Source organism: Ruegeria sp. CH5 (assembly GCF_056537025.1).
Window position 1 is genome coordinate 1,300,239 of record NZ_JBQFQT010000001.1, and the last position, 20,001, is coordinate 1,320,239.

Consider the following 20,001-nt stretch of genomic DNA (forward strand, 5'->3'; position numbering starts at 1 on the left):
CCACGTTTGGCCTAAATTCCGCCACGGCGACGCGTTTAAGTCCTTGATAATTAGTTTTTAGGTGCCCGCGAGAATTCTGGTCGCCATCAGAAACCGGAACTGGGCGGAATCACTCTGTCAGGAGGGACGCGAAATGATCAAGTTCATCAGGAACTTCAAAAAAGATGATAGCGGTGCGATCACCGTCGACTGGGTGGTACTGACCGCAGCCGTCACCGGCCTGGCAGCGATTGCCTACGCTTTGATCCAAGGCGGGACCGAGGGCTTGGCCGACGATGTTGAGGCGGCCCTTTCCGACTCGGCGATCAGCATCAGCACCGGCGACAGCAACACGGCCGTTGGCGGGATCATCACCGGTGGATCGAACGGATCCGGCGGCAACTGATTTTCGGGAACTTGGCCAACCGGCCACATGACAACCGCGCCAGCCGGGCGCGGTTGTTCGCGTTTGCCCCCTGCCTTCTCCGCACCGCACAACCCATGCTGGGATACAGCAGACGCCACGTCACGAGATGCTCGTTCGCAACGTTCTGTGCCAATAAAACAACGAAAAATATCCATTTGTCCCACATTTCGACACAATTCCGATTTAGGAAATATGCTGTTTCAATGTCCTGCCCGGACCGATACAGGTCCGGCCAGAGCAATAAAGAGGTATACGCATGCGAGCTGTATTTGGTCTTGTCCTGATCGTCGGGGTCGCCTTGGCTGGCGGCGCGGTCTATATGGCCCGCAACTATATTGCCGAGTATCAGAACGCCCTGGCGCGTGAACGGCAGATGGCCGAAGAGGCCCTTGCCAACGCCAAGGTCGACGTCGTTCCGACCGTCGGCGTGATCGTCTCTGAGCGTCCTCTGAAATACGGTGAGCGTTTGACCCAGGAAGATGTGCGCGTCGTGGAATGGCCTGAGAATGCTGTTCCGGAGGGGTCGTTCACCGATATGACGGCCCTGTTCCCGGAAACCGGCAACAATGAACGCTTTGTTCTGCGCACCATGGAAAAGGACGAGGCCATCATGGAGGTCAAGATCACCCGTCCGGGTGAGCTGGCCGGCCTGACCTCGCGCCTCGAAAAAGGTATGCGCGCGTTCGCCATCAGTGTTGATGTTGCCTCGGGCGTTTCGGGCTTTCTTCGCCCCGGCGACGTTGTTGATGTGTACTGGACCGGATCGCTGCGCAGCGCGGTCGAAGGGGCAAACGGGGAAATCACCCGCTTGATCCAGACCAATATCGAGTTGATCGCCGTCGATCAGACGGCGGGATCGGATGTCACCGGCACAACCATTGCCCGGACCGTCACCGTCGCCGCCACCCCGGAACAGATCGCGGCCCTGGCGCAGGCGCAAAACACCGGACGCCTGTCTCTGGCGTTGGTCGGGGTTCAGGATGAAACCGTCGCAAGTGCGATCGAGGTTGACCAACGCAAACTGTTGGGAATCGAAGAAGCAGCCCCCGCGCCGAAGAAAGAGGCCGAGAAGGTCTGCACCATCCGGACTCGCCGCGGCGACCAGATCGTCGAGACCCCGATCCCCTGCACAAACTGACGCCCATTCAGAGCGTTACCATGCCCGAGCCGCGCATAATGCGCGGCTCGTTTCGTTTGGGTTGTTGCGCATTGTCCACATAAGGAAAATTCCAGAAACCCTTGATTATTGCAATAAATCCGGAATTCGCGCAGAGTTCGTCACCATAGGGCATAAGACCCAAAAAAATAGAGTGGTGATCGGAGAGGCAGGTCACATGACAATACGTTCCTTGATTGGTTCGACCCTTTTGGGGTTGGCCCTAGTTCTGAGCCCGGTCGGCGATTCCGCCTGGGCCCAAAATCTTCGCGTGGTCAAAAAGGGTACGGCGGAAACGCTGAATGTGCCCATGAACCGCGCCATCGTGGTTGAAAGCGAACAGCCGTTTGCAGAGCTCAGCATCGCGAATGCAGGGATTGCGGACATCTCGTCGCTTTCGGACCGTACAATTTACGTCTTGGGCAAAGCGCCAGGCATGACGACGCTGACACTGTTTGACGGCGCCGGAAACCTGATCACGAACGTCCGCGTTCGCGTTGCGCCCGATGTGACCGAATTCAAAGAGCGCCTGCGCCAGATTCTGCCAAATGAGCGAATCGAAGTGCGTACCGCCAATGACGGCATCGTTCTCTCGGGCACGGTCTCCAGCGCAGCCAAATTGGCACGTGCTCTGGAACTGGCCGAGCGCTATGCGCCCGAGCGTGTGTCGAACTTGATGAATGTCGGCGGCGTACAGCAGGTTATGTTGAAGGTCCGCTTTGCCGAGATGAACCGGTCGGTCGCCAAGAACCTGTCCGCCTCGCTTGGTTTCTCCGGCGGTGACGCGACCGGTGGTATCAACACGCTGAACAACCAGTTGTCCCTGAGCAACGCGTTGGCCAACAACATCCCGGCGGTTCAGTCGAATACCGGCGCAATTCTGTTTGGCTTTGGCGCAGGTTCCACGCAAGTCCGGCTGCTGCTGGAAGCGCTGGAAGCCAAAGGCTTGGCACGGAGCTTGGCCGAGCCGAACCTGTCGGCGCTGTCCGGGCAGGAAGCAACCTTCCTCGCCGGTGGTGAAGTGCCGATTCCGGTTCCTCAGGATGACGGTGTGGTTGCCATTGAATACAAGGCTTTCGGTGTCGAGATCGACTTCGTTCCGCGCGTCGTCGACGGTGACCTGATCAACCTTGAGATGGCGGCAGCGGTGTCCAGCATCGACACCAGCTCGAACTTCACCATCAACGGTGACACAGTCCCCAGCTTCATCACGCGCCAGACCAGCACAACGGTCGAACTGCGAGATGGTGAGAGCTTTGCGATCGCCGGCCTGATTCAGGACGACTTCACAGACCTGAGCAACCAAATCCCGTGGTTGGGTGACGTACCTGTTCTGGGCGCATTGTTCCGCAGTGCGGAGTACCAGCGCGAGCAGAGCGAACTGGTGATCATCATCACCGCGCATCTGGTTTCCCCGACCCGTGGCGAAGCCCTGGCGCTGCCGACCGACCGCGTGAAGCCGCCCAGCGAATTCGACCTGTTCATGAACGGCAGAACTGCCCGGACGGAACGGGTTGGTAATGGAGCCGCATCGGAAGTCGCCAAGCAGGACTTTGGCAATTCCTACGGCTACGTCCTGGATTGATAGGGAGGACAGACCAATGCAGAAGTGGATCATCACACTGGGTCTTACAGTCGCTGTCGCCAGCTGTACCCGTGAGGCCGGCTATGAAGTGGACCAGGGCGCGTTCGGCAACGCAACGCTGAACAACATCCAGGTCATGAATGGCGAGTTGACCTATGGCCAGATCCTGGCGCAGCGATTCGCTGCCGAGGTTCCGACCCAGATCAACTTTGCTTTCGACAGTGCGCAGCTGGATTCGGCAGCACGCCAGATTCTGCTGTATCAGGCGAACTGGATCAAACAGTTCCCCGAAGCACGTTTCCGCGTGTACGGCCACACCGACGCCGTCGGATCCCAGTCCTACAACAACAGTCTGGGTCTGCGCCGCGCACAAGCGGTTGTCAACTTCTTCGCGCAACAGGGTATTTCCCGCTCGCGCCTGGAAGCTGTTGTTTCGTATGGCAAAACGCAGCCACTGGTGGCCACGCCAAATCGGGATCGCCGCAACCGCCGCACCGTTACCGAGGTGTCGGGTCTGGTCGATCGCCATCCCAACATCCTGGACGGCAAGTATGCTGACTTCGTTTATCGCGAGTACATCGAAAGCGCGACATTCAAGAGCCAGCTGCGCCGCGAAACAGCTATCGGCGACACCAGCGAACAATAATCAGAAATTGGGCGGCATCGTCGCCCAATTCCCTACAATTGGTTTTTTTGCGCCCAATTCTTGCCCCACTTCCACGCAACATTGTGAACAATTGGGTGACCTGCGGCCAGAATTGACCGCTTAGGGCGACAGCAAGCTGAAACACGGACTGGTATTGTATCGACGTTTGCTGCGCTCTCACGACGAGGATTGTGTTAATGACGAGCGCAACGCCGCAAAACGACGACACCGGCATTCTGGCCTGCACCATCAGCCGAGATGTCCAGAACTTCGACCTGTTGATCGAGGACATGGAAGCCGCTTTGGGCGAGCGCTGGGGTGACCTTGGCTTTGCCGAGGCTCTGGCCTTTTTCAGCCAGCCTGAAGCTGAGTCTCTTCAATTCGTGGCCCTCGCGATCGACGGTGAGGACGAGGACAATCTGACCTTGATGGGTGAGATCATCACCCAGGCCAAGGAAAAGAAGATCAAAGTCGTCCTGATTGCCGAGGACGTGACCCCCGCCGCTCTTCATCAGTTGCTGCGAAAGGGTGCCGATGAATTCGTCCCCTACCCTCTTCCCGAGAACGAACTGCAGGAAGCGATCGACCGCATGAATGCGCCAGAACCTGTCGTGACTCCGCAACAGGTTTCCGTCCCGCTGGCCTCAGGAGCTTCGAAAGAAGGCGCTTTGTTTGTTGTTCAGGGCTTGGCCGGTGGTGTCGGTGCAACGACTCTGGCCGTGAACCTGGCCTGGGAATTGGCCACCGTATCGCAAAAGGATGCACCCAAGGTCTGCCTGATCGACCTGGATTTGCAATACGGAACCATCTCGACCTATCTGGACCTGCCCCGCCGTGAAACCGTGTTCGAAATGCTGTCGGACACCGTGGCCATGGATGACGAAGTGTTTGGGCAGGCACTGCAGACATTCGACGAGAAGCTGGATGTTCTGACGGCCCCGACCGACATGGTGCCTCTGGATATTCTCACGCACGAAGACATCCAGCGGGTGATCGACATGGCCCGCAAGCACTACGACTATGTCGTGGTCGACATGCCGAAAACGCTGGTGCACTGGTCCGAGACCGTTTTGCAGGCTGCGCATGTCTATTTTGCTCTGATCGAACTGGATATGCGGTCCGCTCAGAACGCGTTGCGTCTGAAACGTGCCCTTCAAGCCGAGGAATTGCCGTTCAACAAGCTTCGCTTTGCCTTGAACCGCGCACCCAAGTTCACGGACCTGAGCGGCAAAAGTCGCGTCAAGCGCATGGGTGAAAGCCTGGGAATCTCAATCGACCTGCAACTGCCGGATGGCGGCAAGCCGGTCATGCAAAGCGGCGACCATGGTCTGCCTTTGGCCAGCTCGGCCGGCAAGAACCCTCTTCGCCGCGAAATCGCAAAGCTGGCGCAATCCTTGCACAGCCTCGGCAGCAACAGCGCTGAAGCGGCATAACAAAGGCTATTAGGGGGAGAAACCGCCGTGTTCTCACGTTACAAGAAACCATCAGGTGCGCAGCCGGTTACGACCCCTGCACAAGCCCCCAAGGCCGCCGAAGCCCCGGCTGCTCCGGCAGCTGCCCCCTCGCCGTCCACCGCGATTGCCCGCAAACCGGTGGCCAAAACCGCCGCGGAAGCCAAGGGCAACGACCGCGAACGCAAGCGCAAGGAACGGCTGAGTGAAATCAAGATCGAGCTGCATCGGGAACTTCTGGAAAACCTGAACCTGGCGGCTCTGGAAAACGCAGCCGAAGCCGAACTGCGCACCGAAATCAGCGCGATCGCGAGCGAGGTTCTGGAAGCCAAGAACATCGTTCTCAATCGCGAAGACCGGACCCAGTTGAACAAGGAATTGTACGACGAAGTCACCGGTCTGGGTCCACTGGAAACACTGCTTCAAGACGACTCGGTCAGCGACATTCTGGTCAACGGCCCGCATCAGATCTTTGTTGAACGCTTCGGCAAGCTCGAACTGAGCGACGTATCGTTCAAAGACGAAAAGCACCTGATGCGGATCATCGACAAGATCGTGTCCGCCGTTGGTCGCCGGGTCGATGAATCCAACCCCTATGTTGACGCCCGTCTGCGCGACGGGTCTCGTTTCAACGCCATGGTTCCGCCGATCGCGGTGGACGGGTCCCTGGTTTCCATCCGGAAGTTCAAGAAAGACAAGCTTGGCATCGACGACCTGGTCAATTTCGGCGCATTTACCGAAGAAATGGCAGCTTATCTTCAGGCCGCCGTCTCCACTCGTCTGAACATCATCGTGTCTGGTGGTACGGGTTCGGGTAAGACGACCACGCTCAACGCGCTGTCCAGCTTCATCGATGACGCAGAACGCATTCTGACCATCGAGGACACGGCGGAACTGCAGCTGCAGCAGACCCATGTTGGTCGGATGGAAAGCCGCCCGCCCAACGTGGAAGGCAAAGGCGAAGTCAGCCCGCGCGACTGTCTGAAGAACGCTCTGCGGATGCGCCCTGACCGCATCATCGTGGGCGAAACGCGCGGCGCCGAGGTGATCGACATGCTGCAGGCCATGAACACTGGCCATGACGGCTCGATGACCACGATCCACGCCAACTCGGCCCGTGACGGTATCTCGCGTCTTGAAAACATGATCGCGATGGCCGGGATCGAAATGCCGATCAAGGCCGTACGCAGCCAGATCGCAAGCGCTGTGAACCTGATCGTCCAGGCCAGCCGTCTGCAGGATGGTTCGCGCCGTATGACCTCGATCACCGAGATCACGGGCATGGAAGGTGACGTAATCTCGATGCAGGAAATCTTTAAATTCCAACGAGTTGGCCTGACGCCCGACAACAAGATCATTGGTCATTTCACGGCCACCGGCGTTCGCAGCCACTATTCCGAACGGTTCCGTCTGTGGGGGTATGACCTGCCCGCATCGATTTACGAACCGACGACAATGTAGGAGATCAGGGCATGCAACTGCCAACCGAGGCGCTCATCTATGTCGCGATCTTCGTCGGGGTTCTGGCGCTGGTCGAAGGTATCTACCTGGTGGCTTTCGGCAAATCCATCAGCCTGAACAGCCGCGTCAATCGTCGTCTGGACATGATCGACAAAGGCGTCGGACGCGAACAGGTTCTGGAGCAGCTGCGCAAGGAAATGCAGCAGCACATGAAGTCGCAGAGCATTCCACTCTACTCGCTGTTGGCCGACAAGGCCCAGAAGGCAGCGATTGCCTTCAGCCCGCGGCAACTGGTCATGATCATGGCGCTGGTGTCCGTGGTCGCGTTCATGGGCCTGAGCATCGGCACCAGAACCGACACCATCCTGCGGGCAGCTCTGTCGATCGCAATCGGTGTCGGCGCTGTCTATGCCTGGGTCAATCACAAAGCCAAGAAGCGTATGGGCATGCTTGAGGAGCAGTTGCCCGATGCCGTGGAACTGATGGTGCGCTCACTTCGGGTCGGCAACCCTTTCGTTTCGACGATCCAGATCGTCGCGAACGAGGTGCAGGATCCGCTTGCGACCGAATTCGGCGTGATTGCCGACGAATGCGCCTATGGCCGTGACGTGGGCGAGGCGTTGAAGGACATGGCCGAACGTCTGGACATGCAGGATTTGCGCTTTCTCGCGGTCGCCGTTGGCATCCAGCAGCAGTCGGGCGGCAATTTGGCCGAGATCCTTGACGGGCTTGCCAAGGTGATCCGTGCACGGTTCCGTCTGTTCCGCAGGGTCAAGGCGATCACGGCCGAGGCGCAGTGGTCGGGCAAGTTCCTTTCGGGGTTCCCACTGTTTTGCCTGGTTTTCATTCTGGTCAAGGACCCCGGGTACTATGACTCGGTTCTGGACCACAAATGGTTCATTCCCGCCTGTTTTGTCGTGGGGATCATGCTGACGCTGAACCTGATCGTCATGCGCATTCTCACCAACATCAAGGTCTGAGGGCACGACCATGGAATTTCTGACCCAAATCAACGACATGCTGACGGATCAATTGGGCGAGTTCGGCCCGCTGATCGTCGTCGGCGTGCTGGGATTGTTCATGGTTCTGGTGACCATTCCGATCCTTTTGAACCAGCCCGAAGATCCCTTGAAAAAACTGCAGCGTGCAAATGCTGCACCCAAAAAGGAAAAACGCGGCAAGAAGGATCAGTTGCGCAACTCGGGCCGGAACGAACAGCTTGAAAAGTTCGCGACCTTCCTCGAGCCGAAAGATGAAGAAGAATACTCGGCCATGGAGCTCAAGCTGCGCCAGGCCGGTTACCGCTCGAAAGACTCCGTTCGGTTCTTCCACTTTGCGCAATTTGCGTTGGGGATCACCGGGATCGTATTGGGTGTTCTCCTGGTGACCGTGTTTTCAAACGGGCAGGAATTCACCGGTCAGCAAATGATGATCCGCGTTCTGGTACCGGGTGCCATTGGATACTACATCCCCAAATACTGGATCACGCGCCGGATCGAAGAGCGCAAAGAGAACATTACCGCGGGCTTTCCCGACACGCTTGACCTGATGCTGGTCTGTGTGGAAGCCGGTCAGTCTCTGGACCAGGCGATCGTGCGTGTGGCCGGCGAGATGAAAGCCTCCTACCCCGATATTGCCCAGGAATTCGAGATCGTCGCCTATGAGATGAAGGCCGGCAAAGAGAAGGATCAAGTTCTGCGCGATTTCGGGACGCGCTGCGGTGTCCAGGATGTAAGCTCTTTCGTGACGGTGATGATCCAATCCGCCACATTCGGTACGTCGATTGCCGACGCCCTGCGGGTTTATGCCGGCGAGATGCGCGACAAACGCGTCATGCGCGCCGAAGAAGCCGCGAACAAGTTGCCAACGAAAATGACCCTTGCCACAATGATGCTGACGGTGCCGCCGCTGCTGATCATTCTGGTCGGTCCCTCGGCAAAAGGCATCATGGAGTTCGGTAACAGAGGCCAATAAGCCCATGCCCTCATGCAACCGGTGCGCCCGCTTCGGGTTCCACCGCCTGATGATAGCCACCGCGGTTCTTGCCGTGGTGGCTTCGTGTACGGACCCAAGTGTTTCGAACGGGCCTTTCGCCCCCGGCGTCGACCCCAAAGGTGGGCCGATTGACGAAATTGCTGTCGGGAACCGATTGATGGCAGCCGGAGAATACGAACTGGCCATGGAATCGTTCACCCGCGCGGCCCTGACGGAAGGGATGACCCCGGAAATCCTGACCTCGATCGGAACCGCCAATCTCGGCCTCAGGCGGCTGGGACAAGCCGAGCCCCTGTTGCGACAAGCGGCCGAAGAAGACCCGGATTGGTCGGTTGCGTGGAACAATCTCGGCGTTCTGCTGATGGAAAAAGGTGAGTATGCCGAGGCCGCGCAGGTCTTCCAAAGGGCTTATGCGCTGGACAATGGCGAAAGTGACGCAATCCGTGACAATCTTCGCTTAGCGCTCGCAAAAATGGAAAATCCTGTTAATAATACACCACAAGAACAAGAATATACGCTGGAGCAGCAAGGGAACGGAGCTTTCCTGCTGCGGAAGAACCAGTAACAGAGGCAAGAGCAGTAAGGGACGCAAAAATGCGCCAACAACTCCTGATTCCGACAGTCGTCGTGTGCGGGCTGATCCTGTCTGCATGCGCAAAAGAAACCGAAGAGGAAAAGGTCGAACGCACGTTCCAGGAAGTGAACGTCATCGACGAGACGAACCTCAACGACGTGATGCTCAATGCGGCTGACCCGAACGAGGCAGTGACCTATTTCCGTGGAGCCGCCGGCAAGAATCCAGATCGGATCGATTTGCAGCGCGGCCTTGCCATTTCGCTGACCCGCGCCAAGCGCAGCACCGAAGCATCGGCCGCCTGGAAGCGCGTGACCGCGATGTCCGGTGCAACGAACGCGGATCGCGTCGATTATGCGGACTCGTTGGTCCGCAGTGGTGATTGGAAGGCGGCAAAGGCAGCGCTGGACCAGATCCCCCCGACCTACGAGACGTTCAAACGCTATCGGCTTGAAGCCTTGGTGGCAGACGCCAGCAAGGATTGGAAGCGTGCGGACCAGTTCTATGAAACCGCAATCGGGCTGACAACACGGCCGGCTGGCGTGATGAACAACTGGGGGTATTCCAAGTTGACCCGCGGCCAATATTCCGAGGCCGAGCGCCTGTTCACCGAAGCCATCCGACAGGACAGTTCATTGTTCACGGCGAAGAACAACCTGGTTCTTGCCCGCTCGGCGCAGGGTAATTATTCCATGCCGGTGATCCCGATGTCCCAGACCGAACGCGCGGAACTCTTGAACACGATGGGCATCTCGGCCGTGAAGCGCGGTGACATCAACACTGCCAAGAACCTGTTCCGGGAAGCCATCGCCACCCATCCGCAGCATTTCGACGAAGCGGTTCGGTCGCTCCGCGCGCTCGAGGAAGCATAAGGCATGGAAATTCCTGCAGTGGCAGCCCAGTGGTTTCTACCATTTGTGCTGCCCATCTGTTTCTATGTCGCGTTCACCGACATGCGGGAAATGAAGATCAAGAACCATGCGGTCACAGCTCTGGCGCTGGTTTTTGTGGTGGTCGGGCTGATTGTGCTGCCACCTTGGTCGGGCGAATGGGTTGGGGCCAGCATCGGGCCTTTGCAGTTTTCTCTGCCGGTCTATGCCTGGCAACTGTTCCATCTGGTGGTCGTGCTGTTTTTTGGCATTCTTCTCAATGCCGCAGGCGCCATGGGTGCGGGCGACGCCAAGTTCTGCGCAGCTGCGGCTCCGTTCGTGTGGGTTGGTGATTTCTTGCTGGTGATGGTGATTCTGATGGTCACGACGCTGGCCGCGTTTGCCACCCATCGGCTGGCCAAATACTCCCGCCTGCGCCAGATCGCTCCGAACTGGGAAAGCTGGGATCAGGGCAAGAAATTCCCCATGGGGCTGGCCTTGGGTGCGAGTCTTGGCATCTATTTGATTTTGGGCGCAATTAACGGCTCGTAAACCATCATGTCTGCGCCTTGCCCGCGCCTTGGTCCTGCCACAAAGCTGCGCCAGATTTTCCGCAAGTGGTCCCTTTCGGGACACAAGGATTGACAACTGGATAGACGAGCCGCGCTCATGAACATGCAGACCTCATCCGTTATGGCTCCTCCTGCCCCGAAGGGTCTGGGGGAAATGCAGCTTCCGCTGGTTATGATGCGGGACATCCTTCTGAAGACCGTTTTCCGCAAGAATGTGGACACGGTGAGCGAGATCGCCGCCTCGATCTGCCTGCCGAGTTCGGTGACGCAGGAATTGGTCGACATCGCCCGCGAACAGAAGCTGCTTGAGGCGACTGGGACATTGAACGCCAACAGCGGCAACGAAATGGGCTATCAGCTGACCGACGCCGGCAAGGCACGGGCGTTGGACGCGCTGAGCCAGTCCGAATACTTCGGCGCCATGCCCGTTCCGCTGGAAGTCTACCGCGAGCAGGTCAAACGACAGTCGATCCGGAACATCCAAGTCACACGCGATCAGCTGACCGGCGCCATGGGGCATCTTGTCCTGCCGGACAGCCTGCTTGACCACCTGGGTCCTGCGGTCAGCGCCGGTCGCTCGATCCTGATGTACGGCCCGCCGGGCAACGGTAAGTCTTCGATTTCAAACGGAATTCGGGATGCGTTGGGTGACAACGTCTTTGTTCCGTATGCCATCGAATATGCCGGTCAGGTGATCACCGTGTACGACCCGATCGTGCACACAGCGATCGAGCAAGAGGCTGACGACCCGAACAGCCTGCGCCGCCGCAAGCGGTTCGACACGCGGTACGTCCAGTGTGAACGCCCCACTGTGGTCACGGGTGGTGAACTGTCGCTGAGCATGCTGGACCTTGTCTACAACCCCACGGCGCGCACTTATCAGGCGCCGCTTCAGCTGAAATCGACCGGCGGCATCTTCATCGTGGACGACCTTGGCCGCCAGGCCGAGCCGCCGCAGGCCCTGATCAACCGGTGGATTGTTCCGCTGGAAGAGGGCAAGGACATTCTGGGTCTTCAGTCGGGTGAAAAGTTCGAAGTTCCCTTCGACACACTGGTCATCTTCTCGACCAACTTCCACCCGAACGAGATCTTCGACCAGGCCGCGCTTCGCCGGATCTTCTTCAAGATCAAGATTGACGGCCCGAACCAGGAAAACTTCCTGAAGATCTTCGCCATGGTGGCCCGCAAGCGCGGCATTCCGTTGGACGAGGCCGCGCTGGTACATCTGCTGAAGGTCAAATACCCGACCATCAACAATGTCTATGCGAACTATCAGCCGATCTTCCTGATCGATCAGATGATCTCGATCTGCGAATTCGAGGGCATCCCCTATCAAATGAGCCCGGAATTGATCGACCGCGCCTGGGCGAACATGTTCGTCAAGGACGAGGAAATCGTTAAGTAAGACGGGCCCAAACCGCATTCCGCTTTGTCACCGGGCGGGCTAGTCTGCGCATATGACGCAGATTCCCGCTCGGATTGACACCTGGTTTACAGCCAGGGGTTGGTCCATCCACCCGCATCAACAGGCCATGATCGACCGGGCGCAGGCCCCGGCGACGCTGTTGATCGCGCCCACGGGCGGCGGCAAGACGATGGCCGGGTTCCTGCCCTCGCTGATCGAACTGGCCGAGGAGCATGAGGGGCTGCACACGATCTATGTCTCGCCGCTCAAAGCGCTGGCCGCCGACATCAAGCGCAACCTGCGCGGCCCGGCTGACGAGATGGGCTTGCCGATCCGGATCGAGGATCGCACCGGCGACACCACCCCCACCCAGAAGAAACGCCAGCGCGTAGACCCGCCGCATATCCTGCTGACGACACCGGAAAGCCTGGCGCTGCTGACGTCCTACGAAGATGCGCCACGCATGTTCCAAGGCGTCCAGCGCGTGATCGTGGACGAGATACATGCGCTGGCCGACAGCAAGCGGGGCGATCAGTTGATGCTGGCGCTAGCCCGGCTTCAGACCCTGTGCCCCGATCTGCGGCGCGTGGGACTGTCGGCGACGGTCGAGGACCCGGACGCCATCGCGCGTTTTCTGGCCCGCCACCCCGACCCTTGCGACATCGTTCTGGCCGACCCCGGCCCCTACCCCGATATCGCCATGCTGCAAACGGCCGAAATGCCGCCTTGGGCCGGGGGCGGCGCGGCCTATGCCATTCCGGCGGTACTGGAGCAGGTCCGGCGGCACAAGACGACGCTGATCTTCCACAACACCCGCGCCCAGGCCGAGATCTTCTTTCACAACCTGTGGCTGGCCAATGACGAAGGCCTGCCCATCGGCATCCACCACGGCAGCCTCGACCGGCAACAGCGCGAACGGGTCGAGGCGGCGATGGTCCGTGGAGACCTGCGCGCCATCGTCTGCACCGGCAGCCTCGATCTGGGGATCGATTGGGGCGACGTGGATCTTGTGATCCAGATCGGCGCACCCAAGAACGTCAAGCGCCTGGTCCAGCGGATCGGGCGTGCCAACCACCGCTACAACGCGCCGTCCAAGGCTCTGCTGGTGCCTGCCAACCGGTTCGAGGTGGTCGAATGTGTTGCCGCGCTGGAGGCCGCACGCGCGCACGATCTGGACGGCGAGCCGCGCGGCCCCGGCCCGCGTGACGTCTTGTGCCAACACATCCTGATCGCGGCCTGCGCCGGGCCGTTTGATGCCGATGCCCTTTATGTCGAGGTCACCTCGGCCGGTCCCTATGCCGATCTGACCCGCGCGGCCTTCGATGCCTGTCTGGAGTTCTGCGCAACCGGTGGCTATGCGCTGCGGGCCTATGACCGCTGGCAACGCCTGCAACAGCGCCCCGACGGGCTGTGGCAGCTGCGCGACCCGCGCGCGGCGCAACGCATCCGCATGAACTTGGGCACGATCCAGGACAGCGACACCCTGAAAGTCCGGCTGAAACGCAACCGGGGTGGCAAACCTTTGGGCGAGGTCGAGGAGGCCTTTGCCGCATCGCTGACGCCCGGCGACACCTTCCTGATCGGCGGTCAGATCGTACGCTATGAAGGGTTGCGCGAAATGGTTGTCGAGGTCACGCGCCGTGCGGACAAAAAGCCCAAGGTCGCCACCTTCTCGGGCACCAAGTTCGCCACCTCGACCCAGCTGAGCGACCGCATCCTGCGGATGTTCGCACAGCCCGACTGGCCACAGCTGCCCGAACATACGGGTGAATGGCTGGACCTGCAGCGCCGGATGTCGCGGCTGCCCGGGCGTGACCGGCTGTTGATCGAGAGCTTTCCCAATGACGGCCGCGAAAACCTGTGCGTTTACGGCTTTGCCGGACGCAACGCACAACAGACGCTGGGCCTGTTGCTGACCAAACGGATGGAGGAAACCGGGCTTGCGCCGCTGGGCTTTGTCGCGACCGACTATGCCACGCTGATCTGGGGACTGGACGCGGTGACCGATCCCAGCCCCCTGTTCCAGATCGACGCCCTGCGCGACGGGCTGGACAATTGGCTGGCAGGCAACGCGGTAATGAAACGCACCTTCCGCGCCTCGGCCACCATCGCCGGGCTGATCGAACGGAACACGGGCGGGCAGCGCAAAAGCGGGCGGCAGGCGACCTTTTCGTCGGACATCCTGTACGACACGCTGCTGAAATACGACCCCGACCACCTGCTGATGCAGATCACCCGCGAAGAAGCCATGCGCGGGCTGGTCGATTTCGGACGGATCGAGGCCATGATCGCGCGCATCGGCGACCGTATCGACCTGATCCGGCTGGACCGGGTGTCACCGCTGGCGGCGCCGTTGCTGCTCGAGGTGGGAAAGGTCCCGGTCAAGGGCGCGGCCGAAGAGCGGCTGCTGTCTGAAGAAAGCGCCCGTTTGCTGCGCGACGCCGGCCTGGAACCCGCCTGAAGAAACGACTTGCAAATCACGCCCTGACAGGCAAAGAACGGACCATGAACAGCCTTGAATTTTCGTTTGCGGGTGCCCGACTGCACGCCATGGGATCGGGCGCGCTTTGGTGGCCGGCGCACGATCTTCTTTGTGTTTCGGACCTGCACTTGGGCAAGTCATCTCGGGTCGTTCGGCGGGGCGGACCGGCACTGCCCCCTTACGACAACCGAGAGACACTGTCCCGACTGGCCGCCGATCTGGACGCGACCGGCGCCAAGACGGTGGTTTGCTTGGGGGACAGTTTCGATGATCTCGAAGCCTCGGAAACGCTGAGCGACGCAGATCGGCTCGAGATTTCTGCGCTGCAGGCCGGGCGGCTGTGGATCTGGATAGAGGGCAACCATGATCCGGGTCCCGTCGCGCTGAGCGGCACCCATCTGGCCGAGTGGAGCCAGGACGTGCTGGTCTTCCGCCATATAGCGGAACCCGACGCGCAGGGCGAAGTTTCAGGGCATTTTCACCCCAAGGTCCGGCTCAATGCGCGGGGTCGCATGATTTCGCGCCCGGCCTTCTTGTTTGACGGGTGCCGGCTGATCATGCCGGCTTATGGAACATATACCGGAGGGCTGCGCAGCTCGGATACCGCGTTGTCTCGGCTGATGCAGCGGGACGCCCGCGCCATTCTGACGGGCCCACAGCCACAGCTGACGGCGATGCCGCGTTAGGCGACAGCTGGTTCAGATCACACCGTCTTCTTCCAGTTTGGGTTTGTACTTGCGGCTGACGGGAACCAGATCATCGTTCCGAAGGCGCAGGTAGGTTTTGCCGTTGTTTTTCTGGATTTCCAGAATGGCCGCGTCCGTAACCCAATGGGATCTGTGGGTACAATGGCCCGAAATCGGCTCCATCTCAGCAATCGCGTCAGTAAAGCGCGACCGGATCGTATAGGTTCCGCTGGTGGTAACCACATCAACGTAGTGATCCCGGACCGCTAGCCGCAAGATATCACCACGAAACCCATCCGGCAGACGACTCACCAGACGGGGTTGGGGTGCTTCGATGACCTCGTCGTTTTCAGGCGGGGCTTCGCCTTTGCTGACCAGTACCAGTCCTGTGCTAAACAGCGCACCGTAGGTGCCGACTGCCAGCAAACCGGGGGCATCGTGGCCACTGGCAGCGCACAGGATCCACGTCAGGATCCACAACGCGGGCGTGAACAATACAAGGATCACTAAGGCAAACGCCACGTCCCGGACCGTCAGTCCGACATGGTCCAAACGATCCTTCACCAACTGCCGAGATCCCCACGTTGCCACAACCGCTAGGATCATCACTCCTGCCCAGAACGCCAGGCGTACGGAGAAGGGCAGATCCATTTCTCGGAACGGTGGAAAAGTATAGGCGAGCAACGGGATGAACAGAATACCGGCGACCACCCTCTGAGGCGTGCATTCTGCAAAGAATGGGCTCAGTTTTGACAACATATCAAAATCAATGAGCAGCCTTTCGGGACCCAGCCCTTGTCCCTCAGACGCCCACTTATTCACTTCGTAACTGGCTGGAAACTCAAGCTTATCACGAAATGTCAGACAATCAAACACGTTTGCGGCGTGCTGGCAGGGGTCGTTTCATCCCCACGTTGGCCCCGGGGCGGACGCTCCGCCCCAAGACCGCCAGTAGTCAGGCCGTCAGGCCTTCGGGCTCGGGCAGGCCGTTCGACCGGCAACAGGCCGTCAGAGTGTTGGCCAACAGGCAGGCGATGGTCATCGGACCAACGCCACCGGGAACCGGTGTGATGGCGCCTGCGCGCTCGGCCGCGCTGGCATAATCCACGTCGCCGACCAACTTGGTTTTTCCATCGCGCTCGATCCGATTGATGCCAACGTCGATGACGGTGGCGCCCTCCTTGATCCAGTCGCCAGGCACCATCTCGGGGCGGCCCACGGCGGCCACAACGATATCGGCGCGACGCACGACATCGGGCAAGTCCTTGGTACGGCTGTGCGCGATGGTCACGGTGCAGCTGTCGCCCAGCAGCAATTGCGCCATCGGCTTGCCCACGATGTTCGACCGGCCAATCACTACCGCATCCATGCCGGACAACGAGCCATGATGACCGCGCAGCATCATTAGGCAGCCCAACGGCGTGCAGGGGACCATGGATTTCTGACCGGTGCCCAACAGACCCACATTCGAGATGTGGAACCCGTCGACATCCTTGGCCGGGTCGATCGAGTTGATCACCAAATCCTCATTCAGATGTTTGGGCAGCGGAAGCTGGACCAGAATGCCATGCACCGCGGGATCGTTGTTCAGCTTCTCGATCAAGGCCAGCAGATCTGCCTCGGACGTGTCGGCATCCAGCTTGTGCTCGTATGAGTTCATGCCCACTTCGACAGTCATCTTGCCCTTCGATCGGACATAGACCTGGCTGGCCGGATCTTCGCCGACCAAGACTACTGCCAGACCGGGGGTGATGCCGTTTTCTTCCTTGAGTTTTGCAACCTGGTCGGCGACTTGCGCGCGGACCTTGGCCGCAAAGGCCTTGCCGTCGATGACTTGAGCTACCATCCTTTGATCCCTTCTTTCAAAAAGCGGATCGGGCGCAAAGGGCGCCCGGTCATTCAGTCAGGGCCGAGCACGTTCTCCTCGCGCGCAATCGACCAATCAATCAAAATGCGCCAAAGCCTTTCGGTCAGATCGGGGTCCATGCCCACCCCAACCGAGTTTGAACGCACCTTTTGCACCACGTCCTCGACACGCTCTGGAATTCGGGCCGGCAGGCCCTCGCCCGGTTTCAATTCGGACGCGCGATCGATGTAGGTTGCGCGCGCCGCCAACAGTTCGATCAGTTGGCGGTCCAGCTTGTCGATCTGAACCCGCAATTCCTGCATGGAATGACAGTCCTGCGGCAGTGTCAGAGTGGGCATCGCAATCTCCTCATGGCCCGGGGATTCCCCGGACCACGAGATGTCTTATTCAGCGGCTTAGAACAAGCCCTCGATCTGCCCTTCGTCGTTGAGGCGGATTGTCTCAGCCGCCGGTTTGCGGGGCAGACCGGGCATTGTCATGATCTCACCGCAGACCACCACGATAAAGCCGGCACCCGCCGACAGGCGCACCTCGCGCACCGGAACCGAGTGGCCAGTGGGCGCGCCGCGCAGCGACGGATCGGTCGAGAAGGAATACTGTGTCTTGGCCATGCAGACCGGCAGATTGCCGTATCCGGCGGCTTCCCATTCCTTCAGCTGGTTGCGGATCTTGGCATCAGCCAGAACCTCGTCGGCGCGGTAGATGCGTTTGGCGATGGTCTCGATCTTTTCGAACAGGGACATTTCGTCAGGGTAGATCGGCGCAAAATTCGCGGTACCGGCATCAGCCAGTTCAACGACTTTTTTTGCCAGGTCTGCAGATCCTTCCGAGCCCAGTTCCCAATGCCGCGAAAGAACCGCCTCAACCCCATGCTCGGCGCAATAATCCTTGACCGCCTGAACCTCGGCATCGGTATCGGTGACGAAGTGGTTGATCGCCACGACGACCGGCACGCCGAACGATTTCACGTTTTCAATGTGACGGCCCAGGTTGGCACAGCCCGATTTTACCGCATCCACGTTTTCCGCGCCCAGATCGGCCTTGGCCACGCCGCCATTCATCTTCATCGCGCGAACCGTTGCAACCAGAACCACGGCCGACGGCGCAATGCTGGCCTTGCGGCACTTGATGTTCATGAACTTCTCGGCGCCCAGATCGGCCCCAAAACCGGCCTCGGTCACGACATAGTCGGCTACCTTCAGCGCGGTCTTGGTCGCGATGACCGAGTTGCAGCCATGCGCGATGTTGGCAAACGGGCCGCCATGCACGAAGGCCGGGTTGTTTTCCAGCGTCTGCACCAGGTTGGGCTGCATCGCGTCTTTCAGAAGAACGGTCATCGCGCCTTCGGCTTTGATGTCGCGGCAGTAAACCGGGGACTTGTCGCGGCGGTAGGCCACGATGATGTCGCCCAAGCGCTTTTCAAGATCCTTCAGGTCGTTGGCCAGGCACAGGATCGCCATAACCTCGGACGCAACGGTGATGTCGAAACCTGCTTCACGCGGGAAACCGTTCGACACGCCCCCCAAAGAGGCCGTGATCTGGCGCAGGGCGCGGTCGTTCATGTCGACGACCCGGCGCCAAACGACGCGGCGGGTATCGATTTCCAGTTCGTTGCCCCAATAGATGTGGTTGTCGATCATCGCCGACAGCAGCGAGTGGGCCGAGGTGATGGCGTGGAAGTCACCGGTGAAGTGCAGGTTCATCTCTTCCATCGGCACGACCTGCGCATAGCCACCGCCCGCCGCACCACCCTTCATGCCGAAGTTCGGACCAAGCGAGGCCTCGCGGATACAGATCATCGCATTCTTGCCGATCCGGTTCAGGCCATCACCCAAGCCGACGGTTGTGGTGGTCTTGCCCTCGCCCGCAGGCGTCGGGTTGATTGCAGTCACAAGGATCAGCTTGCCATCTTCGCGGTCCTGGACCGAGTTGATGAAATTCTGGCTTACCTTGGCCTTGTCATGGCCGTAGGGCAACAGGTCGTCGCTCGAGATGCCGATTTTTGCACCAATCTCCTGGATTGGCTTCTTGTTCGCCTCGCGAGCGATTTCAATGTCGGATTTGTAGCTCATTGGGCAAGATCCCTGATTGAATTCCGTGCAAAACCGACGCCGCGCGTCGGTGCTGTCAAATCCATACCGTTGTGTACGGTTTGAATGGATGTGGATTCCGACATTTTCAGGCCGCGAAACGGCGTAGGCCTTGTTCGGACGTATCTAATCGGAAACCGCCGTCTGTTTTGGGTCCCATGCGCGCTGATCGGGGACGAACAGGGTCAGACTGTCTCCGAGCCTCAGAAGTCCCGGCCGTTCGACCCAGGCGGTCACCCCGCGCCGGCCCTGTGCGGCCGGTTTGAAGCGGGCGCCGTGCCCCGGTGACTCTGCTTCGATTCCACGTCCGGGCAGAACACAAGGGCGGTTCTCCATGTCGACTGTCATGGTCAATCCCGTATCCGCCTGCAGCCGTGACGAGGGCGGAACATGCGTGAAATCCGGAATGCCCTCGACAACGATGCTTGCACCCAAAAGGGCCGGATCCAGCCGGTCCACGCCCATGTCAGAAGCAATGGCCGCCATTTCCTCGGCAGCCAGGATCGTCAGCTGTCGCACGTTGCGGATTTCGGTGCCTTCCGGGTACAGGTTCTTGACCCGCACGCAGGATGGTCGATTGAGCCCTTCATGTCGCGCGCCAATGTCGCCCGGGAACCCAAGGTCGAGCTGCGGCACCGGCTGAGCCCGCAGGGAGTGCCCGGCGGGAACGTGGCCCAACCAGACGACCCGGGCCTTGAATTCGGTTTCACGCAGGACAGGCATGCCATTTCCTTTCGACAGCGGATCAAAGTTCGC

Annotated in this window: 19 protein-coding genes; 14 read left to right on the top strand and 5 right to left on the bottom strand. The window is 59.7% G+C overall.

Annotated features, from left to right (window positions below; genetic code table 11):
• Positions 1 to 133: 133 nt before the first annotated feature.
• The 14 genes from ACR0JC_RS06485 (at position 134) to pdeM (ending at position 15,288) form a co-directional block, all read left to right on the top strand.
• Complete coding sequence (locus tag ACR0JC_RS06485) at positions 134 to 385, top strand: hypothetical protein (protein ID WP_170337531.1); 252 nt, start codon at positions 134 to 136, stop codon at positions 383 to 385.
• A 277-nt stretch (positions 386 to 662) separates the two neighbouring features.
• Positions 663 to 1,544 carry a Flp pilus assembly protein CpaB gene (gene cpaB / locus ACR0JC_RS06490; protein ID WP_093962755.1) on the top strand — a complete coding sequence of 294 codons (882 nt, stop codon included), beginning with the start codon at positions 663 to 665 and terminating at the stop codon, positions 1,542 to 1,544.
• Positions 1,545 to 1,740: 196 nt separating this feature from the next.
• On the top strand, positions 1,741 to 3,147 hold the full coding sequence (locus ACR0JC_RS06495; protein WP_170337915.1) for a type II and III secretion system protein family protein: 1,407 nt from the start codon (positions 1,741 to 1,743) through the stop codon (positions 3,145 to 3,147).
• A gap of 16 nt (positions 3,148 to 3,163) precedes the next feature.
• A complete protein-coding gene (locus ACR0JC_RS06500) occupies positions 3,164 to 3,793 on the top strand; it encodes an OmpA family protein (protein WP_093962756.1) in 630 nt (209 codons plus the stop codon).
• A gap of 197 nt (positions 3,794 to 3,990) precedes the next feature.
• A complete protein-coding gene (locus ACR0JC_RS06505; protein WP_093962757.1) occupies positions 3,991 to 5,226 on the top strand; it encodes a CpaE/TadZ family protein in 1,236 nt (411 codons plus the stop codon).
• A 27-nt stretch (positions 5,227 to 5,253) separates the two neighbouring features.
• Positions 5,254 to 6,705 carry a TadA family conjugal transfer-associated ATPase gene (locus tag ACR0JC_RS06510; protein ID WP_170337913.1) on the top strand — a complete coding sequence of 484 codons (1,452 nt, stop codon included), beginning with the start codon at positions 5,254 to 5,256 and terminating at the stop codon, positions 6,703 to 6,705.
• An 11-nt stretch (positions 6,706 to 6,716) separates the two neighbouring features.
• On the top strand, positions 6,717 to 7,685 hold the full coding sequence (locus tag ACR0JC_RS06515) for a type II secretion system F family protein (protein ID WP_170337910.1): 969 nt from the start codon (positions 6,717 to 6,719) through the stop codon (positions 7,683 to 7,685).
• Between the two features lie 10 nt (positions 7,686 to 7,695).
• A complete protein-coding gene (locus tag ACR0JC_RS06520) occupies positions 7,696 to 8,679 on the top strand; it encodes a type II secretion system F family protein (protein WP_170337908.1) in 984 nt (327 codons plus the stop codon).
• Between the two features lie 4 nt (positions 8,680 to 8,683).
• A complete protein-coding gene (locus ACR0JC_RS06525) occupies positions 8,684 to 9,265 on the top strand; it encodes a tetratricopeptide repeat protein (protein ID WP_437342830.1) in 582 nt (193 codons plus the stop codon).
• Positions 9,266 to 9,294: 29 nt separating this feature from the next.
• A complete protein-coding gene (locus ACR0JC_RS06530) occupies positions 9,295 to 10,146 on the top strand; it encodes a tetratricopeptide repeat protein (protein ID WP_170337527.1) in 852 nt (283 codons plus the stop codon).
• Between the two features lie 3 nt (positions 10,147 to 10,149).
• Positions 10,150 to 10,695, top strand: a complete 546-nt coding sequence (locus tag ACR0JC_RS06535; RefSeq protein ID WP_170337904.1) for a prepilin peptidase — start codon at positions 10,150 to 10,152, stop codon at positions 10,693 to 10,695.
• Positions 10,696 to 10,812: 117 nt separating this feature from the next.
• Positions 10,813 to 12,120, top strand: coding sequence for a P-loop NTPase family protein (locus ACR0JC_RS06540; RefSeq protein ID WP_093962764.1), 1,308 nt, complete (start codon positions 10,813 to 10,815; stop codon positions 12,118 to 12,120).
• A 52-nt stretch (positions 12,121 to 12,172) separates the two neighbouring features.
• Positions 12,173 to 14,581 (top strand): ligase-associated DNA damage response DEXH box helicase, encoded by a 2,409-nt coding sequence (locus ACR0JC_RS06545; RefSeq protein ID WP_170337902.1) that lies wholly within the window; start codon positions 12,173 to 12,175, stop codon positions 14,579 to 14,581.
• 44 nt (positions 14,582 to 14,625) lie between these two features.
• Entirely contained in the window at positions 14,626 to 15,288 is a 663-nt protein-coding gene (gene pdeM, locus ACR0JC_RS06550) for a ligase-associated DNA damage response endonuclease PdeM (protein WP_480763534.1), read from the top strand.
• 12 nt (positions 15,289 to 15,300) lie between these two features.
• Here pdeM and ACR0JC_RS06555 read toward each other — a convergent pair whose 3' ends face one another.
• The 5 genes from ACR0JC_RS06555 to ACR0JC_RS06575 form a co-directional block, all read right to left on the bottom strand.
• The gene (locus ACR0JC_RS06555; RefSeq protein WP_480763537.1) at positions 15,301 to 16,110 is read right to left on the bottom strand and encodes a LytTR family DNA-binding domain-containing protein; all 810 of its coding nucleotides are present in this window, start codon (positions 16,108 to 16,110) and stop codon (positions 15,301 to 15,303) included.
• 133 nt (positions 16,111 to 16,243) lie between these two features.
• A complete protein-coding gene (gene folD, locus ACR0JC_RS06560; protein WP_170337898.1) occupies positions 16,244 to 17,134 on the bottom strand; it encodes a bifunctional methylenetetrahydrofolate dehydrogenase/methenyltetrahydrofolate cyclohydrolase FolD in 891 nt (296 codons plus the stop codon).
• Between the two features lie 53 nt (positions 17,135 to 17,187).
• A complete protein-coding gene (locus ACR0JC_RS06565) occupies positions 17,188 to 17,493 on the bottom strand; it encodes a chorismate mutase (protein WP_170337896.1) in 306 nt (101 codons plus the stop codon).
• A 57-nt stretch (positions 17,494 to 17,550) separates the two neighbouring features.
• Positions 17,551 to 19,227, bottom strand: coding sequence for a formate--tetrahydrofolate ligase (locus tag ACR0JC_RS06570; protein ID WP_170337894.1), 1,677 nt, complete (start codon positions 19,225 to 19,227; stop codon positions 17,551 to 17,553).
• A 144-nt stretch (positions 19,228 to 19,371) separates the two neighbouring features.
• Positions 19,372 to 19,968, bottom strand: a complete 597-nt coding sequence (locus ACR0JC_RS06575) for an MOSC domain-containing protein (RefSeq protein WP_170337892.1) — start codon at positions 19,966 to 19,968, stop codon at positions 19,372 to 19,374.
• Positions 19,969 to 20,001 lie beyond the last annotated feature (33 nt).

Bases quoted from the DNA above. Each gene is read 5' to 3' on its own strand.
- cpaB (WP_093962755.1), top strand. From the start codon at position 663: ATGCGAGCTGTATTTGGTCTTGTCCTGATCGTCGGGGTCGCCTTGGCT.
- ACR0JC_RS06500 (WP_093962756.1), top strand. From the start codon at position 3,164: ATGCAGAAGTGGATCATCACACTGGGTCTTACAGTCGCTGTCGCCAGC.
- ACR0JC_RS06570 (WP_170337894.1), bottom strand. From the start codon at position 19,227: ATGAGCTACAAATCCGACATTGAAATCGCTCGCGAGGCGAACAAGAAG.
- ACR0JC_RS06535 (WP_170337904.1), top strand. From the start codon at position 10,150: ATGGAAATTCCTGCAGTGGCAGCCCAGTGGTTTCTACCATTTGTGCTG.
- pdeM (WP_480763534.1), top strand. From the start codon at position 14,626: ATGAACAGCCTTGAATTTTCGTTTGCGGGTGCCCGACTGCACGCCATG.
- ACR0JC_RS06485 (WP_170337531.1), top strand. From the start codon at position 134: ATGATCAAGTTCATCAGGAACTTCAAAAAAGATGATAGCGGTGCGATC.
- ACR0JC_RS06520 (WP_170337908.1), top strand. From the start codon at position 7,696: ATGGAATTTCTGACCCAAATCAACGACATGCTGACGGATCAATTGGGC.
- ACR0JC_RS06545 (WP_170337902.1), top strand. From the start codon at position 12,173: ATGACGCAGATTCCCGCTCGGATTGACACCTGGTTTACAGCCAGGGGT.
- folD (WP_170337898.1), bottom strand. From the start codon at position 17,134: ATGGTAGCTCAAGTCATCGACGGCAAGGCCTTTGCGGCCAAGGTCCGC.
- ACR0JC_RS06515 (WP_170337910.1), top strand. From the start codon at position 6,717: ATGCAACTGCCAACCGAGGCGCTCATCTATGTCGCGATCTTCGTCGGG.
- ACR0JC_RS06525 (WP_437342830.1), top strand. From the start codon at position 8,684: ATGCCCTCATGCAACCGGTGCGCCCGCTTCGGGTTCCACCGCCTGATG.
- ACR0JC_RS06540 (WP_093962764.1), top strand. From the start codon at position 10,813: ATGAACATGCAGACCTCATCCGTTATGGCTCCTCCTGCCCCGAAGGGT.
- ACR0JC_RS06495 (WP_170337915.1), top strand. From the start codon at position 1,741: ATGACAATACGTTCCTTGATTGGTTCGACCCTTTTGGGGTTGGCCCTA.
- ACR0JC_RS06505 (WP_093962757.1), top strand. From the start codon at position 3,991: ATGACGAGCGCAACGCCGCAAAACGACGACACCGGCATTCTGGCCTGC.
- ACR0JC_RS06530 (WP_170337527.1), top strand. From the start codon at position 9,295: ATGCGCCAACAACTCCTGATTCCGACAGTCGTCGTGTGCGGGCTGATC.
- ACR0JC_RS06565 (WP_170337896.1), bottom strand. From the start codon at position 17,493: ATGCCCACTCTGACACTGCCGCAGGACTGTCATTCCATGCAGGAATTG.
- ACR0JC_RS06575 (WP_170337892.1), bottom strand. From the start codon at position 19,968: ATGCCTGTCCTGCGTGAAACCGAATTCAAGGCCCGGGTCGTCTGGTTG.